A 21,494-nucleotide genomic window follows, 5' to 3' on the forward strand; every position below is an offset into this window, starting at 1 on the left:
AAAAATGAAGAAATCAGTTTTGTCGACTAATTTCTCCATTTGGATTAATTTGTAAAACCTTCTAACAAGCGATTTTGTCCAGCTAATGTTTGAATGTCAGTAATGTCTTGCGTCACTTCTAAACAACCTAAATACGTTCTTTTTTCATCTTTCAAAGCAAAATAACGAATATAAATTTTCTTGGGACCTAAATCAATCCAAAAATCTGCCTGTTCTCTAGCTCCTGAGCGGAAATCATCTAGAATTTGCTGTACCATATGCATACTTTTTGGTGGATGACAATTGACTACTTGACGACCAATGACTGATTTTGTACGAGGAAAAATGCGCTCCTTACCTTCTGAATAAAAACGAACACGGTCATTTGCATCAACATACGTTAAATCAACTGGCAATGCTTGAAACAAGGCAATCAGTTGATTAAGCTGTAACACTCCTGTAGGTAAAACCACCGTATCTGCAGTATTCGTTTGTTCCCAATCGTAGGTTTCTTCCATAGCAATTGATTCACTCTTTAATCCAACAGCAATAGCATCAGTTGTTTCTTTGGCTTGTTGAATCGCAGCTAAGCGTAAAGGTTCACGTTCAACTTCTTTTGCCAATGCTTCTGTACTAGCTGTAAAAGGCAAAGGGTCTGGGATATAGGAAAAGCCAATCTCAAAACTATCAGCAGCAATGTTTTCCCAATCTTTTAAGTGAAAAACATCTAAAGTCATCGGCACCATAATTTCTTCTTCTTTAAAAATCATTTCTTCAATTTCATTTTTTACAGTCTCCCATTTTTCAACCAGTGGATTATAGGCGACTTTCTCATTTTTGGCATAGGTAACTAGCTCTTTTATCATCGCACGAATATCATCGTCAACACCCCACATTACTTGTGGTGGTGCCGTAATGCCATATTTTTCCATATAAGCAAAAATGAGGGTTTCTTTACGAGTATAATGTTTGTCAATTTGTAACAAATCCATTAATGCGCTAATGAGACGCTCTTTTACTGACCAATCACCTTTTGAAATTTTTACTAATAAACTATCTATCTCATCCGTCAACAGAGATTGTAATACTTGATTTTCTAATTTCAAGGTATGTACTGGATGACCCGGTTGAGCGTAAGCTGCACTTGAGTGGTGAATATCGTTAATTGATCCTTTAAAAACAGCAGCATGAATATTACACAGTTTTTGAATTTCGGCAGGATTTAAGCCACTTTGAATTAACGCTTTTTCAGCAGCTGTGATTTCTGTGACATCTACACCATCAAACTCTTCATTGAATAAACGTTTGGCCTCTTCAAAAGAACCACCTTCATGTAACAAGGATAAAATTTCAACAATTCTTTTTTGACGTTCTTCTCGTGTTCGTTCCATTTTATTCTCCTTTCACTGTAAAACCATTTGCTTTAAACGTTGCTACAATTTCTTCTAACGGAATTTTTTTCATCCTAGCTCCTTTAGGAATCGTCATGTAACGTCCTGCTGTTTGCAACATACCTGGTTGGGCAATTTCTTTAAATCCTATTTCAAACATTATTTCCTTCACTTGAGGATATAATGTCACTATTTCATAGACACTTTTTGTTAAATCAATCTCCATTTGTGTCCCTCCTTACAATAAGAATGATTCTCATTTAAAAGTATTATACCTTTTATTGATATATTTTTCACTAACTTTTTATAATGAAAAAGCTAAAAAACAAATGATTTAATGATTAAAAAGGATAATATACAAAAAATAAATATTTATTGCACAAGTTATTGCTTTTTTAGTTTGTGATATATTATACTATATTTGCAAACAAATTTTAGGAGGATATTTTAATGAAAAAGATTGTAAGTAGTTTATTAATTGTTTCTGCTTTCTTGCTAACTGCTTGTGGTAGTGGTAACACAAATTCTAGTAGTGCAAGTAGTGCAACAAACTCATCTACTGAAAAAACGAGCGCTTCATCAGATGCAAATTCGGGCGCATCTGAACAAGAGTACACGGACCCGTCACAATTAAAAGATAGCTATGACGTTATCATTGTTGGTGCGGGTGGTGCAGGAATGGCAGCCGCGATACAAGCCAAAGAAGCCGGAGCAAATCCTGTTATTTTTGAAAAAATGCCGATTGCAGGTGGGAATACCTTAAAATCTTCTGGCGGAATGAATGCATCTGAAACTAAATTCCAAAAAGAACAAGGGATTGAAGATAGCAACGATACTTTTTTTGAAGATACATTAAAAGGTGGACAAGAAACCAATGATCGTGACCTACTTCGTTATTTCGTTGACCATTCAGCTGATGCCATTGATTGGTTAGATAATATGGGCATTACGTTGAATAATATTAGCTACAGTGGTGGTGCAAGTGTAAAACGTATCCATCGTCCAGCTGATGGTTCTGCTGTGGGTGGTTACTTAGTCGATGGATTAATTCGTAACGTTCATGAACGTGAAATTCCGTTATTCGTCAATGCTGATGTTACAAAAATTAATGAAACCGACGATAAAATTTCAGGTGTAACTGTTTCAATTAACGGTGAAGAAAAAGAAATCAATGCCAAAGCAGTTGTTGTAACAACAGGTGGTTTTGGTTCAAATGAAGAAATGATTACGAAATACCGTCCAGACTTAAAAGGTTATGTTAGTACGACTTCTGAAGGAAGCACTGGCGATGGCATTAAAATGATTGAAGCTTTAGGTGGACAAACAGTCGCTATGGACCAAATCCAAGTCCATCCAACTGTTGTTCAAAAAGATGGGATGTTAATTAGTGAAACCGTTCGTGGTGAAGGAGCGATTTTGGTAAATCAGCAAGGGAAACGATTCTTTAACGAACTAGAAACACGCGACAAAGTTTCAGCTGCTGAAACTGAATTGCCTGAACATTATGCATATCTAATTTTCGATGATGCTTTAGCAAAAAGAGCAAAACAAGTAGACTTTTACAAAGAGCAAGGTGTTGTAGAAGAAGGTGCCACAATTGAAGAACTAGCGAAGAAAATTGATGTACCTGAAGAAACACTGAAAGCAACATTAGACACTTGGAATAAAGCAGTTGCTGATAAAAAAGACGAAGAATTTGGTCGTGAAACAGCTATGGATTACGATTTAACTGAGGGACCTTTCTATGCTATTCAAATTGCACCAGGAATTCACCATACAATGGGTGGCGTAAAAATTAATACCGAAACACAAGTGATTAACAAAGAAGACAAAACGATCCCTGGTTTATATGCAGCTGGTGAAGTAACAGGTGGTTTGCATGGAAATAACCGAATTGGTGGGAATGCCGTAGCTGATATTATTATCTTTGGCCGCCAAGCAGGAAACCAATCGGCTGGTTTTGTTAAACAGTAACCTTTAAAAAAGGTTGTGAGATAAGTCTTTGTAAGAAAAAAAATATCCGAACAATAGCGAGATTGATCCTGCAATCCAGCGGGTCTTTTTCGCAAATTCACTAGCATTAGTGTCTCTCATGTTTTATTGGTCGGATATTTTCGCCTTACTTTTACGCATCTCACAGCTCTTTTTTTGCGTAAAAAACAACTATCTACATAATTAAAATGAACATTTTCTATTAACTCCTAACAGAAAAGAACCGATTGACTAACACGTGGTACTGCTTTTTTACCACAATTATTCATCGAAATGGGGAGAAAAAGTGAAAAAGCAAAAAAGTATTAGTACGATTATTCTATCCGTCTTGATTTTGCTAGGTTTATTACCGATTGTTGTTATGCTAGCAAGTTCGTTTAGTATAACGATGAACCTATTAAAAGAGCGGAATTTGGTCAGCGAAGAAAGTGGTACGCAAGCTGTTATTACAGAAAAAGAAAATCTTTTAAATAATGCCAAGTCACGTTTGGATGCGATTGCTGAAGAAAACGTCTTTCAAACAGACTTTAATTTTTCAGAGATTCGTCAAACTTTACGAACCGCAATTGCTGGGGAAACCAATATTCTAACCATTACCTTTGGCACATTGGATAATCGTTTTACGGCTACCAACGATTTACCAGATGATTACAAACCAAGTGATCGCCCATGGTTTAAAGATGGTGTGGAAGGAAATGGAACGGCAATTTGGTCGGTTCCTTATCAAGATATTTTAACGGGGCATTTCGTTAACACAGTCTCTAAATTAGTGCGCAATAGTCAAGGTGACTGGGGTGTCATTAGTATGGACGTCTCTTATGAAAGTGTGACGAAAGTGTTAAATGATTTAAAAATCGGGCAAACAGGAACAGTTTCGTTAGTATCGAAAGATGGCATTATTATCGCTGATGTTGATACCGAACGTGTCGGTCTTGATATTTCCGAAACATCTATGTATCAACAAATGAAACAAGCTACCTCTCAAACAGGAAATCTGACAAAAAATCTGCCTAGTGATGTGGAAGGAGTTTATTTCAACAAAGGTATCGAAGCAGACAGTCACAGTTGGGCGTTTGCAACAATTCATCATAGTGAATATGCAAAAGAAAGTCGGGCACTTCTCCTGACGTCTTTAGCAGTTGCCCTCGTGATGTTGTTAGTAACTACTGCTTTTGCTTTTTTAGTAAAAAATATCATCAAAGAAATTATTCTAGGTCTTGTGGACTTATTCGATAAAATGAAAGATGGAAAATACCATCAAATTCCTAAGAAGAAAAAGCAACGTGCGCCTTTCTATAAAGTTTCTGAGAATGCACGGCATTATCTATATGCCAATGAAGAAGGCAATGAAATCCATCGTATGGCAGCTAGTTACAACAATATGATTGATGGAATGGAACAAATCATTCAACATTCACAACATCAAAGCGACCAAATTGCCGAAATGGCCGATTCGCTTTTAGAATTAGCGCAACAGACCACATCAGCCACAGGTGAAGTGACAGAAACAATTACCGGAGTTGCCGAAGTCACAGGGACGCAAGCACAAGAAACTGAACGCAGCGTTGTCCAAATGCAGCAACTTTCCGATGTCATTCAAGAATTAACCGCCAATGTCGTGGTTTTAAATGAGCAATCAGAAGATTCTAATACAAGTAACCAACAAAGTATGGACGTTATGAACAATGTCAATAACAGTTGGCAAAATGAAATGGCGCAAATGAGTACCCTAGTAGATGGAATGAATGGAATGAATCAAAACATTCAAGCAATTAATCAAATCATTCACGTTATCAATGATATTTCGTATCAAACAAATTTATTAGCTTTAAATGCGTCCATCGAAGCGGCCCGCGCTGGTGAATCAGGCAAAGGTTTTGCGGTCGTCGCATCTGAAATTCGCCAGTTAGCCGAACAAAGCAAACAGTCAACAAAAGAAATTGAGGGCATTATCGCAACAATTCAACGCCAATCAACCGATATGGTTGAGCAAACTTCACGCTCGCTAACCGGTGGTGAAAAGCAAACCCGTTTAATCGGAGAAGCAATTACTTCTGCCCAAGAAGTCTTTACACGTAGCACAGCAATTTTCGAGAGCATCCAAGAAATCGAACACTCGACAACTCGGATTGCAACTATTCAAAACAGCGTACTCGAAAACTTAGAAAGTATTTCTGCTTCAACCGAAGAAAATGCTGCTGGTACCCAAGAAGTTTCCGCTAATGCAGAAGAAGTCTTAGCAACCATGGAAGAATTTGTGAGTCACGTAGGAGATTTACAAGGGATTTCTGAAGAATTAAAACAAATGGTTAATCGTTTAGCTGTGATTAAAGCCAACTAGTCTTTGTGCATCGGAACAAAAAAATATTTCGGTGCATTTTTGCTATTAAATGTTATTTAAAATAACCGATTAAACTAGATGTGCATCGCACAGTTTCTATAAAGAAATGAGGAAAGATATGAAAAAACAAAAAAGTATTGGCACAATCATCTTAAGTGTTTTGGTGTTGCTTGCCTTAATTCCTGTATTGGCCATGTTGTTTAGCTCGTTTGCTTTAACAACAGATATCATGGAAAAACGTAACGACATTACCAAAGAAAGTGCGACTAAAGCAGTGATGACTGAAAAAGAAACGCTGATTTCAAATGCTGAATCGCGGTTTAACACTTTTGCTGAAACGGATCTTTTCAAACGTGAGTTTAAACTAGAAGACATTCGTTCCGCTATTGATTTTGCAGTAAATGGCGATTTACAGATTAAATCCATCATTTTTGCTACATCGGATAATCGCTTTGTTTCCAATGTAGAAATTCCAGCTGATTTCCAAGCAACTGAACGTCCTTGGTTTAAAGAAGCTGTAGCCAATAATGGCAAAGCCAGTTGGTCAACACCATACCAAGATGTTATAACCAAAGAATACGTCAATGCCTTCTCTCAAGTAATCACCAATGAGAAAGGCGATTGGGGTGTCTTGAGTTTGGAAGTCTCTTATGAAAGTGTCAATCGCTTGTTACAAGATTTACGAATTGGACGTACCGGACAAGTTTCGTTAATTACCAGTGAAGGGGTCATTATCGCTGACCTTGAACCTGAACGTGTTGGTGTCGATATTTCGGATAATGACGTCTTTACCAAAATGCAAGAATCAACGACCCCGACTGGTAATATCGAATACCATGACGGTGATGTCTCAAGTATTTATTTTGATAAAGGATCTAATCCAGAATCAAAAACTTGGGCATTTGCAACGTTACGTTCAACCGAATATGATGTTGAAAAAGGCTCTTTATTAAAATCTTCCGCAATTGTTGCCGTCATTATTTTGATTATTGTGTTACTCTTCTCTTATTTGGTACGTAACATCATTAAAAATATTATTTTAGTCTTTGTTCAATTCTTTGATGAAATGAAAACGGGCGTCTATCGTCCAATTCCTAAGAAGAAAAAGACGACATTCACATTGAATATTGCAGAAGGTGCGAAAAATTATGTCTATCCTGATCCTAACGGCAATGAAATTCATCGCATGGCAGATAGTTATAATGAAATGATTAACAGTACTGGTCGTTTGTTAACAAGTACGAAAAAACAAAGCGATGTTGTTGCAACAATGGCGGATTCGTTATTAGAACTATCACAACAAACCAGTTCTGCAACAAGTGAAGTAACCGAAACAATTACTGGGATTGCCGAAGTTACAGGGACACAAGCACAAGAAACCGAACGCAGTGTGACGCAAATGCATCAACTTTCTGATGTTGTCCAAGAGTTAACAACCAATGTGACCAATATGAACGAGCAATCACACGAATCAACACAAATCAATCAGCAAAGTATGGATGTAATGGGAGCAGTCAATGCCAGTTGGCAACAAGAACTGGCACAAATGGGACAATTAGTTGGTGGAATGAATAGCATGAATCAAAGCATTCAAGCAATTAATCAAATCATCAATGTCATCAATGATATTTCGTATCAAACAAACTTATTAGCGTTAAATGCCTCTATCGAAGCGGCACGTGCTGGTGAATCAGGTAAAGGATTCGCAGTCGTTGCATCGGAAATTCGTCAATTGGCTGAACAAAGTAAAAATTCAACGAAAGAAATCGAAGCCATTATTTCAACGATTCAAACACAATCGTCTGAAATGGTTGAACAAGCATCTCGTTCATTAGATGGTGGTGAAAATCAAACACGCTTGATTGAACAAGCCATCGTCTCAGCACAAGAAGTCTTCAACCGTAATTCCTTAATGGCGCAAGGAATTCAAGAAATTGAACAATCGACGAATCGCATTGTGACGGTTCAAAATGCTGTTTTAGAAAACTTAGAAAGCATTTCAGCTTCAACCGAAGAAAATGCTGCTGGTACCCAAGAAGTTTCCGCTAATGCCGAAGAAGTATTGGCAACTATGGAAGAATTTGTTGGTCATGTTAGTGAATTACAAGGCATTTCAATGACTTTAAAAGCGATTGTAAATGAATTAAAAATTATCGAATAAAAAAATGAGCGGCGCCTTTAAGGCATCGCTCATTTTTTTCGTTGTAAATAATAAAAGACTGGAATTCCAATAGCCGTAATGCCAATACCTGTAATCACCAACATCGGCGTGGTAATGGTCGTCATAATCAAAATAAAACCGCCACCTACAATCGCAATCAATGGCGTGATTGGATACAATGGAACTTTATAAGGTCTCGGCATTTCTGGAAAACGACGACGCAATAAGAAGACTGCCATAAAGATTAAAATACTGAAGAACCACATAACAAAAACCAACATATCCGTTAATAAGTCAAACGTGCCCACACTCATCATGACACAAGCAATTGCTAGTTGAAATAATGCCGCAACATAAGGGATTGCTGTATTTTTTGACAATTTCTTCATTTGTTTGCTAAATAAAAATTCATCTTTCAACGCTAGTGCATATGGTACACGAATGCCCGTCATTGTATAACCGTTCAATGCCCCATATACCGAAATTAAAATACCTACCGTCACAATTTTACCGCCCATGTTACCGAATAAGACAGTGGCAACTTCTGAAGAAGAATTCAAATTCCCAGCAATTTGATCGATTGGTAATGTTTTTAAGAAAACAAGATTAATCACCCAATAAATCAATGTAACAAAGCTCAAACCAAAGATAATTGCTTTGGGCAAGTCTTTTTCTGGACGTTTCATCTCACCTGCTACCGTACCAACGTTCAACCAGCCATCATAAGCAAATAACGTTGCTAACAATGCCGCACTGAAACCAGCTGCCCACGATTGATCTGTCCCCCCAATCGAAATATCCACAATGGATACATCCACTTTCCCTGGTGTCAATAACCCAGCAACAATAATCACCGCAATCGGAATTAATTTAACCAGCAACGTCACTGATTGTACGTTGGCAGCAATTTTTGTTCCTAATAAGTTAATTCCTGTTACACTACATGCTGTTAAAATGGATAATGGCAATAAAAATTGAGCATCCAAATGAAATAAATTCAAACATTGTGTCGCAAAAATGATACTTAATGCTGCAATATTTGCTGGAAAATAAATGATACTTTGTGCCCATCCTAATAAAAAGGACGGCAGTGTTCCATAAGCGATTTCGATGTATTTAACAGGTCCTCCTGTTTCTGGAATCGCTGTGGCTAATTCTGCAACCGTCAATCCACCACAAATAGTCAGAAATCCTGCTAATAACCAAGCGAATAACGTTAACCCAGATGATTGCGTTTGTGAGACCACCGCTGCTGCTTTGAAGAAAACCCCTGCACCGATGACCGTTCCCATTACTGTAGACAAGGCACCAATGAGCGAAATCTCTTTTTTTAATTGTTTGGCCAAACAATCACTTCACTTTCTATAATTTTAAGATAGACCGATTATACTGATATTTTCATGAAATTACCATCTAAAAACGAAAAAAAGAGAGACAAGCTCTCTTTTCCCCTTAAAATTCTTCATAAACAGCTGGATCTTGTTGCTGTAAGCGACCAGTTTCTTTATCCAAGGAAGCAATTAACATCATATCCTCACTACGTAATTCAAAATCAACTACTGCCAAATTATTTTTTTGACGAGCAATATGCGATGCTTTAGGAATCGGCAAGACACCTAGTTGTAATTGCCAGCGTAAAATAATTTGCGGAATCGATTTTCCATAACGGACAGCAATTTCCTTTAACACAGGATGCTTCAGAATTTCGGTTGCTCGCCCTAAAGGACTCCACGCTTCTGTAATAATATTTTTAGAAGCATTGTAATTCCGTTGCGTTGCTTGATTGAAGTGTGGGTGCAGTTCTATTTGATTGATGACAGGTAATACGCCCGTTTCTTTTTCCAAGCGTTCAATGTGTTCAGGTAAAAAATTACTAACGCCAATCGAACGAATTAACCCTGCTTTTTGGGCATCAATTAATGCTTGCCATGCTTCAACATACTGATTTTGAATAGGATTCGGCCAATGAATCAGATACAAATCGACATAGTCCAAGTTTAAACGTGCGACAGATTCTTCAATAGTGACCATTGCTTCTTGGTAACGATGGTGTCTTCCCGGCAGTTTTGATGCGACCGTAATTTGGTCACGCGGCACGCTACTATTTTTAATCGCGCGTCCAACTGCTCCTTCATTTTCATAATTGAAAGCTGTATCAAGCAAGCGATACCCGACATTTAACGCCTGTTCGATGACACGGGTTCCATAAGAACCATTTAAACTGTACGTACCAAAACCAATTTTGGGAATTTGAAAACCATCGGATAATTCATAGAATTCTTGCATACTTCCCCCTCCTCTATCTAAAAGGATAACATAATATATTAAAAAATCGCCACTAGCGCAACTGGCAAAATTGTGGTACTGTTTGAAAAAAAGGGGGCTCTTGCATGAACTATTACGATCAACATTTACACACGTTTTTATCTTTTGACTCAGAGGAACAATTCGAAAATTATCTTGTGAATCAACCTGAATTTTTTGTCGCAACCGATCACTTTGATTTAGAAAATGCTGGCACGGGCTTTAAAGACGATATTCCTGATTACACACGTTTAACAAAAAAATTAGCTAAATTAAATGAACAATACGATACCACTTTCTTACGTGGAATTGAATTAGGCGTGGTTCCTGGTCAAGAAGCCAAGATCCAAGAGTATCTGGCAACACATACGTATGATTTGAAATTATTAAGTATTCACCAAAATGGCAAATTCGATTATATGGACGATATCGTTTTAACGAAAGACAAATTTGCTGTCGCAAAAATGTACTTTGACCAAATGTCAGAAGTCCTCGATTCATTTCCAGACGGACACATTTTAACCCACTTTGAATACGGGTTACGTCGTTTTGACTTTACACCAGAAGAATTAGAAAGTCATTTTGAAAAAGAATTGATTACCATCTTCAAGAAAGTGATTCAACGTGAATTAGCCATGGAAATTAATGCTAAAAGCTTTGGTCGTTATCAAAATGAAAAACTTTATCGTTATGCGATTCCCTTATATCAAAGTTTAGGTGGAAAATTATTCACGCTAGGATCAGATGCTCATGTGGCTGAAGACTACCGGTTGTTATTTCCTGAAATGGCGCATTTATTGCGTGAATTTGACGTCAAACAATTGGTTGTTTTTCAAGGGAATGACCGCTTTTTCACTGAATTACCGTAAAGAAATCCCCAGCAAAGAAAAGTCTTTGCTGGGGATTTTATTATTTTTCTTCTTTTTCTTTGGGTTCGATTACTTTGTTTTTGACTGCTTCTTTCTGCGCCTCTTTAAAAATCTTCTCTTTTTCTGACTTGTACGAGTGCTGACGTTCGGCGTAAACTTTTTCTTTTGTTTTGTCGGTCATACGAATCCTCTCCCTTATCAGATTTATACAAAACGATTTGTATAATTTAATTATAAAAAAGAACTGCACATTTGTAAAACGTAAGGCTGTTACGTCAATTTAACGTTGAAACAGGCGACGAGTATGTTGAGTCATCGTTTTTCCTAACACTCGGAAGACACGATTGGTTTTCACGGGTGCTTGATAGCTGGTTGAAGCTAATGCGTACGTTTGCGTAAGAATATAGCTATACGCTGCTTCAGATACTTCTTCAAAAATCAAGCCAATAACTTTTCCTTGGCGCTTGGTCGCACGACAACGAATACGGTAACCATCCACTACTAAATCAAATGTCTCCGGTAGAATTGTCTCTTGGTTTTCGAGAACAATTCCGGCACCGACTTCATTCCAATCTGTGAGTTGACCAGCAATTACCTGATTTGTGGTAACCAATTGTACCTGTTTATCGGTAGTAAACCGCTCTGCTTTACGGAAACGTGGCCGTTCAAATGGCATAAAAGCGGCTAGAATTAAGGCAATTAAATTATATCCCAACCAAAACACATTAATATAAATCGCGTTGTGGTTTTCAGCAAACGGAATCACCCCACTCATCACCAAGACCGCTTTGATAAATGCAAGGAATGTTAGTCCTAATAAGACCAATACCGGCATCGCTAAGTGCCAATTGTAATACGTTTTATCAAAACTAACACCTTTACGCGTTACCACAAATTTATTCTTCGCTTTAAATAATCCTTCACCAATTACCGCATACGACATGTACGGCGCCATCACTGTTTCATAAACATTCGTGAGCAACACCGTTTGTTTGCCTTCACTAACGACATTAAAAGCTAATTGAGACGCAAAGAAAGATGGGAACCAAAACAATAAAATTCCTGCGAGAGAAGCTTTTAAACTGTAGATTCCAAACAATAGAAACAATACAGGTGCTAAGAGGAAAATCATTTTGTACACACCCGATACCCAGTAATGAATTCCATCCATATAAATGACTTTTTGCATCCAAGACAAGCCTTTTAAGTGCATTGGATTCCATTTACGAATGACTTGAATATTCCCACGCGCCCAACGATCACGCTGTTTGATTAAATCACCAAAGGTTTCTGGTGCCAATCCACTCGCTAAGTTTTCATTTACAAAACGAGTCTCCCAACCTTTTGCTTGAATCAACATGCCAGTTGCCATATCTTCAGTAATGACACCTGTAGCAAAACCATCAATATCTACTAACGCTTGACGGCGGAAAATCGCATTGGACCCCACATACATCGTCGCATTAAATAAATCTTTTTGTGCTTCAATACTTTGCATGAAGAAATCTTGGTCATTGCCAATATTTTCTGCCGCAAATAAATTAAACTGATACGGATCATGGTTAAAAAATGTTTGTGGCGTTTGAATAAAACCTAAATTTTCATTTGCAAAATAACCAATTGTTCGCTCTAAAAAATCTTCTCGCGGAACCATGTCTGCATCCATCGTGACAACTAATTCGCCTTGACTATGTAACAAGCCATTGTTTAAATTGCCTGCTTTAGCGTGTGCATGGTCTTCACGATCCAAATAGTGCACATTTAAACCTTGCGCAAGTTGTTTGATTTCTTCGCGATGCCCATCATCTAGCACATACACATTTACTTTTTCTTTTTGTGGATAACGAAGATTGCGCGCCGCTAAAATTGCACGTTTTAAAATCATTTCATCTTCATTATAGGTAGCGATAAAAATATCTACCGTTGGATACTGTCCCTTTAATTTAGCCAAACTTTCTGTTGGGCGCTTGTTTTTATTGATAAACATACGATAAAAAACGAGTGATAAAATACAACCACCAACTTCAGCAACCAGCAATAAAATCCCTGCAATTAAACTCAAAATTCCTTCATTTAGCGGTAACGTATACCCGACACGCCATACTAAATACACCAACGTTGATAGCAGATACACAGCGATTAAAATGTTTTTAAACAACTGGTATTTCTTTGCTAAAAAATAAATTCCTAACAAGCACAACACAAAAATTAAATCAAAGTAAATGATTTGCTCCATTCAGGTTCCTCCGATAATGCTTATTTTAAGATTAGTTAAACCAAACACTTGTATTTTTCTGAAAATTCTATTTTCTTTTCATATTTTTTCAAAAAAATAAACAATTGCTCAACAACTGTTTCGTCTACATCTATTTCATTTAACATACTAAAAAGCCATTTTTTTGTCAAAAGATACCCGAACCAACTAGTCATTTTGCAACATTTGTCTAAATCCCCTTTCAAAATCCTCGCTCTTTTTTGATTGGAAAACGATGACAGAAGATTAAAAAAACAGTTAGATTTCAAAAAGATAATATGCTATGATTAACAATAAAAACTATAAAAGGTGATACGTATGGAAAACAATTTAAATTTCGTTATGATTTCACCGCACTTCCCAGATAACTTTGCTACTTTCGCCCCACGTCTACAAGAAACTGGTTTTAATACTCTTGGAATTGCGGATGTCCCTTATGAACAACTGTCTCAAACCTTAAAAAACTCGTTAACTGATTATTATCGAGTAGACAATATGGAAGACTATAACCAAGTCTATCGTGCTGTCGCTTACTTTGCGCATAAATACGGGCGCATTCATCGCATTGAATCTCACAACGAGCATTGGTTAGAACTAGATGCTCGCTTACGTACCGACTTTAATGTTTTCGGGTACAAAGAAAATGATTTAGATGCAATTAAACATAAATCAGCAATGAAAGAAGTCTTCCGCAGCATTGGTTTACCAGTGGCGAATGGACGGGTCTTTTACGAACGCAATGATGGGTTCGATTTAGCACATGAATTAAATTTCCCAGTCATCATTAAACCAGACAGCGGTGTTGGTGCTGGCGATACGTACAAAATTAATAACGACGAAGAATTAGCACATTTCTTTGACATTCGTCATCCAGAAGTCACGTATATTATGGAAGAATTCATTCCCGGCGATATCGTAACCTTCGATGGATTGGCTGACCGCGATGGTAATATTGTCTACCATTCTAGCTTACTTTATAATGTCGCTGTCTTAGAAACCGTTGAAAAAAATGATGATATGTATTTCTATTTATCACGTGAAGTACCTGAAGATTTATATGAAATGGGTGTCAAAATGGTGGAAGCTTTCAATGCCAAAGAACGTTTCTTCCACTTTGAATTTTTCCGCATTGCTGACGGTACATTATTACCATTAGAAGTGAATATGCGTCCGCCTGGTGGTTCAACTATTGATATGTTTAACTACGGAAACGACATCGACATCTTTAAAGAATATGCAAATGTTGTCAAAGATAATACATTTTACGGTTCTGTCGATCGTCCTTATTACTGTGGTTATGTTTCAAGACAATATAAAACATATAACTATGTTCATTCAAATGATGAAATTCGCGACTATTTAGGCGAAAATCTAATTAACATTCAAACGATTCCTGGTATTTTTGCAGCCATTATGGGTGATGAAGGTTATCTCGTACGAACACCATCCGAAGAACAGTTATTTGATTATTTCGCATTTATTCGTGAAAAATATTAGGAGGTTTTTTATGCAGTTTGAAAGAAGAAGTCATTATAGCGGTCATTTGAATCGCGAAATGCATTTTAATGTTTATGGACATGCAGGGAAACCTGTCATTGTTTTCCCCTCTTCTGGTGGAAGCCAAAATGAATTTGCTGATTTTGGTATGATTGAAGCGTGTCAGTCATTTATTGACCGTGGACTAGTTAAATTTTATACCCCTGATTCGTTGGACAACGAATCTTGGTTAGCAACAAACCGTAGTCCTCATGATATTGGTGAAACACACAACCAATACGATCGATATATCGTGGAAGAATTAGTTCCTTTGATTCGTTATGAATCCAATTGGGGTGGTGCGATGATTGCTACGGGTTGTAGCATGGGCGGTTTCCATACTGTCAACTTTGCCTTACGTCATCCAGATATTTTTGATACAAGTGTCGCATTAAGTGGGGTTTATGATGCACGTTTCTTCACTGGCGATTTCTACGGCGATCAAGCGGTGTATTTCAATTCACCTGTTGATTACCTAAAAAATATGGACGACAATTGGTTCTTAGACCATTACCGTCAAAATACGTTTATCGTCTGTGTCGGTCAAGGTGATTGGGAAGGACCACATATTGTTGCAACACGTGAATTGCAACATATTTTTGAAGCAAAAGGAATTCCTGGTTGGTTTGATTATTGGGGACATGATGTTCCTCATGATTGGGACGCATGGCGTAACCAATTGCCTTATTTCTTTGGCACCTTGGAGCAACAAGGTAAAATTTAATCGTTGTCTATTAACATAACCGAGTACTATAAAATGAGCGTCTGTCATTTTATAGTACTCGGTTACTTTTTACTCGGTTACTTTTTTTACTTAATTTTATTGAAAAAACTCGCGTGGTACAATCGCATCTAAAATCTTCATCATTTCTTCTGGTGTCTCTTTTTGTCCTCGATTAATCCATTCTTGCATGACACTAAACGCAGCATTGCTATAATAAATGACAAAATAATGTTCTTCTAAAGGTGTTAGTGACTCACCTTTTAATTGTTTCACTAAATATTTTCTACCATATTGTTGCAATACTTTCCGAATATCATTTTGAACCTCTAGTGACCCATTTGTTGATAATAACAAGGCAATTAATTCGCCTTAATCTTTCAAAAAATTCAATGCTTCTAAGAAAAAGTCCACCCGCTGTCCATCGAACGCGGCATGGATTTTTGGAAAAAAATGATGCAAATAATTGTCTTTTAATTTTTGGATTAAGTCATTTTTATCTTTGTAATGTAAATAAAACGTCCCTCGACTAATACGCGCCTTGATGATAATTTCTTTGACACTAATTTCTGCTAAACTTTTTTCCTTTAATAATTCAACTAATGCGTGCGTAATCTTTCGCATGGTTCGTTGGACACGCACATCTAAAAAGGCATCTTCCATCTTTTTCCTCCTTCATACAATTTTACTAGACGAATTCGCTCTAAATGTTTACTATCTCTTTTTTTCAATTGTATTTCACCAAAACTGGCTTACAATGTGAGTATACTTTTTATTAGACATCGTGTCTAATTGAGGAGGAAAAAATAGGCCAATGATTGAATTAACTCATGCAACAAAAACATTTAAACACTTTACTGCCTTAAATGATGTTTCTTTAACTGTCGATACAGGAACCATCCTTTGTTTAATTGGTCCCAGTGGCGCTGGAAAATCCACACTCGTCAAATGTTTGATGGGTATGGAAAAACTCACCCAAGGAACAAGTCGGGTATTGGAAACCGAGATGCCCAATCGAGCAATTTTAAAACGAATTGGCTATATGGCTCAAGAAGATGCACTTTATGAGGAATTAACAGAGAAAGAAAATTTAGTCTTCTTCGGTCAAATGATGGGATTGAAGAAAAAAGCATTGAAACAAGCGTGTGACGAACAATTAGCATTAATGAAACTCACTGATTGTCAACACACGGCGGTCAAAAATTATTCGGGAGGAATGAAACGGCGACTCTCGTTAGCAATTACGTTATTATCTGATCCAGATCTATTAATCTTAGATGAACCAACTGTGGGGATTGACCCACGACTACGCGTAGAAATTTGGCAAAAATTACGTGCCTTAGCGACTCGTGGAAAAAGCATCCTCGTGACGACTCACGTCATGGATGAAGCTGAAAAATGTGATCAACTTGGATTGATTATTGACAGTCAATTGTTCGCACTAGGTACGCCACAAGCGTTGAAAAAACAATTTCAAGCAACAACAATTGAAGAAGTCTTCTTGAAAGCTGAGGTAGAAAAACATGCGCTATAAAGCATTAGTTCAACGAATTTTAAAAGAAATGATTCGCGACAAACGAACACTCGTCTTGATGATGATTGCGCCTCTGTTTATTTTAACATTGATGCATGTGGTCTTTGACCGTGAGACGGATGAACAATTAACTGTCGGGGATCGTGATGTGCCAGCAGCACTCGTGGCACAATTCCCAGACACTATTACTTTAAAGGAAATAACCACCAATGAGACTGCCAAACACTTCATTGAACAACACGATGTCGATGCAGTGATTGCTGCTTCTGGTACAACATTAACGGTCACTTATGAAAATGCTGATCCAACAAAAAGTAAACAATTAGCTGCTTTGTTACCAACTATTTTGATGCGTAGTGCACAAGCGACGATGCCAAATGCTAGCCAACAACCTGCTTACACGATCACCAATCAATATGTTTACGGCGAGGAAGAGTCCGATTTTTTTGATACGTTATTTCCTGTTTTAATCGGCTTTTTTGTTTTTTTCTTTGTCTTCTTAATTTCAGGAATTTCGCTTTTACGTGAGCGAACCAAGAAAACCTTAGAGCGCTTATTGGCAACACCCGTCAAACGTAGCGAGATTATTTTTGGCTACATGACTGGTTACGGTTTGTTTGCCATTATCCAGACTATTTTAATCGTGGTATACGCGACTTATATTCTGAATTTAACGATTGCGGGTAATTTATTGTGGGTTTTTGTGATTAATCTATTGATTGCTTTTGTCGCCTTAGCGATGGGATTATTCGTGTCAACATTTGCTTCTTCGGAATTTCAAATGATGCAATTTATTCCGTTAGTGGTGGTTCCACAAATCTTTTTTGCTGGCATTATTCCACTCGATACCATGGCACATTGGGTCCAAACCATTGGCAAATTTTTACCACTAAGCTATGCCGGTGATGCGTTGACAAATGTGATGTATAAGGGGCAAGATTTCGATACGATTGCTGTTGATTTAGCTATTTTAGTGTTATTTGCGCTCGTCTTTACCATCGCCAATATTTTAGGATTACGCAAATATCGTAAAGTTTAATAAACAAAACAATCAGAACAAAAAAGACATCTTTTCTGTTCTGATTGTTTTGTTTATTTATCGTGGAAAGTAAATTGTAAATATTCCCCAAAATGATCGGCCCAATATTTTTCAAAATGGTGTTCATCAGCTAAAATACGTAACCAAATGTTTTCCATTGCATGGCCATTGCGTAACATTGTTTGGTAATACCACAACGAACTATCAATGTATGCTTGATTAATGTTTTTGTTGACAAACGTTTCATCGACTTCATTGCCTTCTTCTGTTCCTACTTGAATATATACTTTCGTTTCAGGATGTAATGGATGTTTATCAATAAAATCCAAAAAGGCATTTTCGCTCAACCAAGAAGCTAATGAAAAGACTCCTAATGAACCAAAAATATCTGGGTACGCCGCGCCCATATAAGCAGTAATCAACCCACCTAATGAACTTCCGGCCAAAGCGGTATGTTCACGTTCTGGTTTCGTACGGTAATGTTTGTCAATAAATGGTTTGACAGTGTCCACAATCCATTCCCCATGAGGAATCCCCATTCCTCCTGGATGTCCATGACTTTCGACCTCTTCTTGTAACTCAAATGGCCACGGTGTGTATTCATCTAAACGATTTTCGCCGGCATTATCAATTCCAACGATAATCATTTTAGGTAAATCTACGCTATTTTTAATTAAAGGAATCAATTTCCATGAATGCCCAGAATAGGCTTCTTTACTATAAAAGACATTTTGACCATCATGCATATACACCACTGGATAAGATTCTTCAACATACATATCATAATCTCTTGGTAACAATACCCGTACACGACGCGGTTTGTCATCATAAGGAACATCTAAATAATGGGAAATAATTGGCAAGTAATAGTTCATCGGTTTCTTCATCGGCACACCTCATCATTGTCTATTTGTTCTATTTTAGCATGATATCCTTGAGTTTCCTATCTTCCTAGACTTTTTACGAGGTGATGACTACTTAACCGATGAAATTATCATTTTCCATTACTTGTTGCAAACAATAGACCGATTGGCGCAAGGTTTGTTGCTGATGGTCAATTGCTTGTGTATTGGCTTCAATATCTTCTAATTTATGATTAATTTCTGTCAGTGTCGCTAAACTTTGTTTCATTAATTCCATGAATTGTTCCTCTACTTGCATGTTAGTTCTCTCCTTTAGGTTGTAATTGTGGCAAAGGTTCGTTGGATTGATAAAAAAGAGCGTACAAAAGAATACACGCAATAGGCAATAAACTAGCAATCCGATAAACACCTTGAAAAGACAGGATTGTTCGCAATTCACCTAACAAATACGGGCCGACACCTAATCCTAAATCCAAACCAATAAAATACGTCGATAAGGCAACACCAATTTGATGTCCGTCACATTTTTTCAAACAAATCGCTTGTCCATTCGACATGAAAGTACCATAACCTAATCCGATAAAAGCGCCAGAGACAAGCAACACCCAGCTACTTGAGGTCACACTTAATAACAACAATCCTATAGTGAGGCAAATATAACTAGGATACATCACATAATTTTCGCCATACGCATCAAAAATACGACCAGATAACGGGCGAGTCAATGTAATGACGAGTGCATAAACCACAAAGAAAAAAGAACTGGCACTCACTAAATGAATCACTTGCGCATAAGAAGAAAGAAATGCTAAGACACTAGAATACGCCAACCCCATTAAAAAAGCGATAAACGTAATAAACAATACTTTCTTTTCAATAAAACTTTCCCACGCCCATGAATCAGCGATTTTTTTGTGTGCGGAAGATAGCACAATATTTTTAACAGGAAATATGAAACTTGCAATCGTCGTCGCCGTAATTAAAACAATAGAAAAACAAATAATAAAATAAAAATTCGTCGTATTTAATAAAATCATCCCAATAAACGGACCAATCGCTGCTGCTAAACTAGTACTTAAACCATAATAATTAATTCCTTCACCATTACGTGATTTAGGAATATAGGCGGTAACAATCGCATTGGTTGCAGTCGAAACTGTGCCGTAACCGAATCCATTCAATAAGCGTACCAAATATAAACTACCCATTGACGGTACGTATAAGTAAGCAATCGTTGTTACTAAATAAAACATGGACCCATAACGTAACACCGCTTTTCGACCATACGATTCTAATTTTTTGCCCATTAACAGACGCGCGAATAATGTCCCAATAATATAAATGCCTGAAGCTAATCCCGCCTGTCCTAAAGTTGCATGTAATTGCTCTTGTGCAATCACAGCAATAATCACCATCAATAAATAATAGACCAAATAAACAACAAAATTAATGCAGGTAATTCCAATAAATCCTTTGTTAAATAGTTTATCGGGTGTTACCTCTACTTCCATTTCTTTTTCCGACTTTCCCATTCGTTTGTGCACCTCTTCTACCTAATAAATTTGTGAAAAAACAACCTATTCTTTTTACAAAAATGATGCTTCTCGACAATTGCACCATTTTCATGAAAATTTCTTTCACAAATTGCATTATACAAATTTTTTTTGCACAAAAAATGTCACTTTGTACAGATAATTTGCTAATAACATTTCTTCTTTGCAAATGTTATTAACATTTGTTATTGTTTTTCGTAAGTTTCTGCGCTTAAATGCTAGAGAATAAGTAAAAAGGAGTCTACATAATGGAGAAACAAGTCTTACAAGATTATTTAGATAGTCACTCATTTCCTGTGGTTGTAAAATCAAAGAAAAAATATTTAATGTATGAAGGATTACAAGATAGTTCGGCGTATATTTTAAAAAAAGGAATCATTAAAACAAGCGTGATTTCCCATGATGGTCGTGAATTTAATTTGCGGTATATTACGGGATTGGAAATTGTGTCTTTGCTACGAGATGAATATTCTAAATTCATCGATGCGCCTTTTAATATCCGTGTCGAGTCACAAACTGCCGAACTTTATCAAATTGATCGCGTGCAATTTTGGAAAGATATTAATCAAAGTCCCCAACTGCAAAATTATGTGAAAGAATATTATCGAGTCAATTTACTACAATCTATGAAAAAAATGCAACAAATGTTGATGAACGGCAAATTTGGTGCTGTCTGTACGCAACTGTATGAGTTATACGAACTCTTTGGTGTCAAAACAAACGAAGGCTATTTGATTGATTTTGTCATCACCAATGAAGAAATTGCCCATTTTTGTGGTATCACTTCTGCAAGTAGTGTCAATCGTATGATGCAACAACTACGAGAATCCGGGGCAATCACCATCCAGCATCGCAAAATTTTAATCAAAAACTTGGATGCGATTAAAGAAAATATGGTCGTGTAAATATAAAAATATGCCTCCTCACATGAGGAAGCATATGCACTAGATTTAAAAA

Annotated in this window: 20 protein-coding genes; 9 read left to right on the plus strand and 11 right to left on the minus strand. The window is 37.0% G+C overall.

The window, feature by feature from the left end; translation table 11 throughout:
- Positions 1 to 44: 44 nt before the first annotated feature.
- Together PYW32_RS10905 and PYW32_RS10910 are read right to left on the minus strand one after the other, a co-directional pair.
- Positions 45 to 1,370, minus strand: coding sequence for a DUF438 domain-containing protein (locus PYW32_RS10905; RefSeq protein WP_016174260.1), 1,326 nt, complete (start codon positions 1,368 to 1,370; stop codon positions 45 to 47).
- Position 1,371: 1 nt separating this feature from the next.
- Entirely contained in the window at positions 1,372 to 1,596 is a 225-nt protein-coding gene (locus tag PYW32_RS10910; RefSeq protein ID WP_016174259.1) for a DUF1858 domain-containing protein, read from the minus strand.
- 224 nt (positions 1,597 to 1,820) lie between these two features.
- On the opposite strand from PYW32_RS10910, the gene PYW32_RS10915 reads away from it, so the two are divergent.
- From PYW32_RS10915 to PYW32_RS10925, 3 genes are all read left to right on the plus strand, one after another.
- Positions 1,821 to 3,344, plus strand: coding sequence for a flavocytochrome c (locus PYW32_RS10915; RefSeq protein WP_016174258.1), 1,524 nt, complete (start codon positions 1,821 to 1,823; stop codon positions 3,342 to 3,344).
- A gap of 304 nt (positions 3,345 to 3,648) precedes the next feature.
- Positions 3,649 to 5,703, plus strand: a complete 2,055-nt coding sequence (locus PYW32_RS10920; protein WP_016174257.1) for a methyl-accepting chemotaxis protein — start codon at positions 3,649 to 3,651, stop codon at positions 5,701 to 5,703.
- A gap of 118 nt (positions 5,704 to 5,821) precedes the next feature.
- On the plus strand, positions 5,822 to 7,864 hold the full coding sequence (locus PYW32_RS10925; RefSeq protein ID WP_016174256.1) for a methyl-accepting chemotaxis protein: 2,043 nt from the start codon (positions 5,822 to 5,824) through the stop codon (positions 7,862 to 7,864).
- Between the two features lie 29 nt (positions 7,865 to 7,893).
- On the opposite strand, the gene PYW32_RS10930 is transcribed toward PYW32_RS10925, so the two are convergent.
- Together PYW32_RS10930 and PYW32_RS10935 are read right to left on the minus strand one after the other, a co-directional pair.
- A complete protein-coding gene (locus tag PYW32_RS10930) occupies positions 7,894 to 9,210 on the minus strand; it encodes an APC family permease (RefSeq protein WP_016174255.1) in 1,317 nt (438 codons plus the stop codon).
- A gap of 106 nt (positions 9,211 to 9,316) precedes the next feature.
- Positions 9,317 to 10,150 (minus strand): aldo/keto reductase, encoded by an 834-nt coding sequence (locus PYW32_RS10935; protein ID WP_016174254.1) that lies wholly within the window; start codon positions 10,148 to 10,150, stop codon positions 9,317 to 9,319.
- A gap of 104 nt (positions 10,151 to 10,254) precedes the next feature.
- Here PYW32_RS10935 and PYW32_RS10940 point away from each other — a divergent pair, with 104 nt between their 5' ends.
- The gene (locus PYW32_RS10940; RefSeq protein ID WP_016174253.1) at positions 10,255 to 11,037 is read left to right on the plus strand and encodes a PHP domain-containing protein; all 783 of its coding nucleotides are present in this window, start codon (positions 10,255 to 10,257) and stop codon (positions 11,035 to 11,037) included.
- 40 nt (positions 11,038 to 11,077) lie between these two features.
- Here PYW32_RS10940 and PYW32_RS10945 read toward each other — a convergent pair whose 3' ends face one another.
- On the minus strand, positions 11,078 to 11,218 hold the full coding sequence (locus PYW32_RS10945) for a hypothetical protein (RefSeq protein ID WP_016174252.1): 141 nt from the start codon (positions 11,216 to 11,218) through the stop codon (positions 11,078 to 11,080).
- Between the two features lie 99 nt (positions 11,219 to 11,317).
- Positions 11,318 to 13,273: a glycosyltransferase family 2 protein gene (locus tag PYW32_RS10950; RefSeq protein WP_016174251.1), complete on the minus strand. Its 1,956-nt coding sequence runs from the start codon at positions 13,271 to 13,273 to the stop codon at positions 11,318 to 11,320.
- Positions 13,274 to 13,609: 336 nt separating this feature from the next.
- Between PYW32_RS10950 and PYW32_RS10955 the strand changes: the two genes are divergently transcribed.
- Together PYW32_RS10955 and PYW32_RS10960 are read left to right on the plus strand one after the other, a co-directional pair.
- On the plus strand, positions 13,610 to 14,788 hold the full coding sequence (locus PYW32_RS10955; protein WP_016174250.1) for an ATP-grasp domain-containing protein: 1,179 nt from the start codon (positions 13,610 to 13,612) through the stop codon (positions 14,786 to 14,788).
- A gap of 10 nt (positions 14,789 to 14,798) precedes the next feature.
- A complete protein-coding gene (locus tag PYW32_RS10960) occupies positions 14,799 to 15,551 on the plus strand; it encodes an esterase family protein (protein ID WP_016174249.1) in 753 nt (250 codons plus the stop codon).
- A 96-nt stretch (positions 15,552 to 15,647) separates the two neighbouring features.
- On the opposite strand, the gene PYW32_RS10965 is transcribed toward PYW32_RS10960, so the two are convergent.
- Both PYW32_RS10965 and PYW32_RS10970 read right to left on the minus strand, forming a co-directional pair.
- Positions 15,648 to 15,905 carry a TetR-like C-terminal domain-containing protein gene (locus tag PYW32_RS10965; RefSeq protein ID WP_016174248.1) on the minus strand — a complete coding sequence of 86 codons (258 nt, stop codon included), beginning with the start codon at positions 15,903 to 15,905 and terminating at the stop codon, positions 15,648 to 15,650.
- Between the two features lie 15 nt (positions 15,906 to 15,920).
- Positions 15,921 to 16,211: a TetR/AcrR family transcriptional regulator gene (locus PYW32_RS10970; protein WP_016174247.1), complete on the minus strand. Its 291-nt coding sequence runs from the start codon at positions 16,209 to 16,211 to the stop codon at positions 15,921 to 15,923.
- A 151-nt stretch (positions 16,212 to 16,362) separates the two neighbouring features.
- Between PYW32_RS10970 and PYW32_RS10975 the strand changes: the two genes are divergently transcribed.
- Both PYW32_RS10975 and PYW32_RS10980 read left to right on the plus strand, forming a co-directional pair.
- Complete coding sequence (locus tag PYW32_RS10975) at positions 16,363 to 17,082, plus strand: ABC transporter ATP-binding protein (protein ID WP_016174246.1); 720 nt, start codon at positions 16,363 to 16,365, stop codon at positions 17,080 to 17,082.
- Positions 17,072 to 18,121: an ABC transporter permease gene (locus PYW32_RS10980; RefSeq protein WP_016174245.1), complete on the plus strand. Its 1,050-nt coding sequence runs from the start codon at positions 17,072 to 17,074 to the stop codon at positions 18,119 to 18,121. Before PYW32_RS10975 ends, PYW32_RS10980 begins: the two co-directional genes overlap by 11 nt.
- Positions 18,122 to 18,174: 53 nt before the next feature.
- Here the strand turns inward: PYW32_RS10980 and PYW32_RS10985 are convergent, their stop codons facing one another.
- The 3 genes from PYW32_RS10985 to PYW32_RS10995 all read right to left on the minus strand — a co-directional run bounded on the left by PYW32_RS10985 (position 18,175) and on the right by PYW32_RS10995 (position 20,516).
- Entirely contained in the window at positions 18,175 to 19,008 is an 834-nt protein-coding gene (locus tag PYW32_RS10985; protein WP_016174244.1) for an alpha/beta hydrolase, read from the minus strand.
- Between the two features lie 91 nt (positions 19,009 to 19,099).
- Positions 19,100 to 19,282, minus strand: a complete 183-nt coding sequence (locus PYW32_RS10990) for a hypothetical protein (protein WP_016174243.1) — start codon at positions 19,280 to 19,282, stop codon at positions 19,100 to 19,102.
- Between the two features lies 1 nt (position 19,283).
- Positions 19,284 to 20,516 (minus strand): MFS transporter, encoded by a 1,233-nt coding sequence (locus PYW32_RS10995; RefSeq protein ID WP_016174242.1) that lies wholly within the window; start codon positions 20,514 to 20,516, stop codon positions 19,284 to 19,286.
- Positions 20,517 to 20,785: 269 nt separating this feature from the next.
- On the opposite strand from PYW32_RS10995, the gene PYW32_RS11000 reads away from it, so the two are divergent.
- Positions 20,786 to 21,442, plus strand: a complete 657-nt coding sequence (locus PYW32_RS11000; protein WP_016174241.1) for a Crp/Fnr family transcriptional regulator — start codon at positions 20,786 to 20,788, stop codon at positions 21,440 to 21,442.
- The last annotated feature ends 52 nt before the right edge of the window (positions 21,443 to 21,494 follow it).

The organism is Enterococcus saccharolyticus subsp. saccharolyticus (genome assembly GCF_029023825.1).
Classification (GTDB): domain Bacteria; phylum Bacillota; class Bacilli; order Lactobacillales; family Enterococcaceae; genus Enterococcus_F; species Enterococcus_F saccharolyticus.

Excerpts from the sequence above, each read along its gene's own strand:
- PYW32_RS10905 (WP_016174260.1), bottom strand. The coding sequence starts at position 1,370 with ATGGAACGAACACGAGAAGAACGTCAAAAAAGAATTGTTGAAATTTTA.
- PYW32_RS10910 (WP_016174259.1), bottom strand. The coding sequence starts at position 1,596 with ATGGAGATTGATTTAACAAAAAGTGTCTATGAAATAGTGACATTATAT.
- PYW32_RS10915 (WP_016174258.1), top strand. The coding sequence starts at position 1,821 with ATGAAAAAGATTGTAAGTAGTTTATTAATTGTTTCTGCTTTCTTGCTA.
- PYW32_RS10925 (WP_016174256.1), top strand. The coding sequence starts at position 5,822 with ATGAAAAAACAAAAAAGTATTGGCACAATCATCTTAAGTGTTTTGGTG.
- PYW32_RS10935 (WP_016174254.1), bottom strand. The coding sequence starts at position 10,150 with ATGCAAGAATTCTATGAATTATCCGATGGTTTTCAAATTCCCAAAATT.
- PYW32_RS10940 (WP_016174253.1), top strand. The coding sequence starts at position 10,255 with ATGAACTATTACGATCAACATTTACACACGTTTTTATCTTTTGACTCA.
- PYW32_RS10945 (WP_016174252.1), bottom strand. The coding sequence starts at position 11,218 with ATGACCGACAAAACAAAAGAAAAAGTTTACGCCGAACGTCAGCACTCG.
- PYW32_RS10950 (WP_016174251.1), bottom strand. The coding sequence starts at position 13,273 with ATGGAGCAAATCATTTACTTTGATTTAATTTTTGTGTTGTGCTTGTTA.
- PYW32_RS10955 (WP_016174250.1), top strand. The coding sequence starts at position 13,610 with ATGGAAAACAATTTAAATTTCGTTATGATTTCACCGCACTTCCCAGAT.
- PYW32_RS10960 (WP_016174249.1), top strand. The coding sequence starts at position 14,799 with ATGCAGTTTGAAAGAAGAAGTCATTATAGCGGTCATTTGAATCGCGAA.
- PYW32_RS10970 (WP_016174247.1), bottom strand. The coding sequence starts at position 16,211 with ATGGAAGATGCCTTTTTAGATGTGCGTGTCCAACGAACCATGCGAAAG.
- PYW32_RS10975 (WP_016174246.1), top strand. The coding sequence starts at position 16,363 with ATGATTGAATTAACTCATGCAACAAAAACATTTAAACACTTTACTGCC.
- PYW32_RS10980 (WP_016174245.1), top strand. The coding sequence starts at position 17,072 with ATGCGCTATAAAGCATTAGTTCAACGAATTTTAAAAGAAATGATTCGC.
- PYW32_RS10985 (WP_016174244.1), bottom strand. The coding sequence starts at position 19,008 with ATGAAGAAACCGATGAACTATTACTTGCCAATTATTTCCCATTATTTA.
- PYW32_RS10990 (WP_016174243.1), bottom strand. The coding sequence starts at position 19,282 with ATGCAAGTAGAGGAACAATTCATGGAATTAATGAAACAAAGTTTAGCG.
- PYW32_RS10995 (WP_016174242.1), bottom strand. The coding sequence starts at position 20,516 with ATGGGAAAGTCGGAAAAAGAAATGGAAGTAGAGGTAACACCCGATAAA.
- PYW32_RS11000 (WP_016174241.1), top strand. The coding sequence starts at position 20,786 with ATGGAGAAACAAGTCTTACAAGATTATTTAGATAGTCACTCATTTCCT.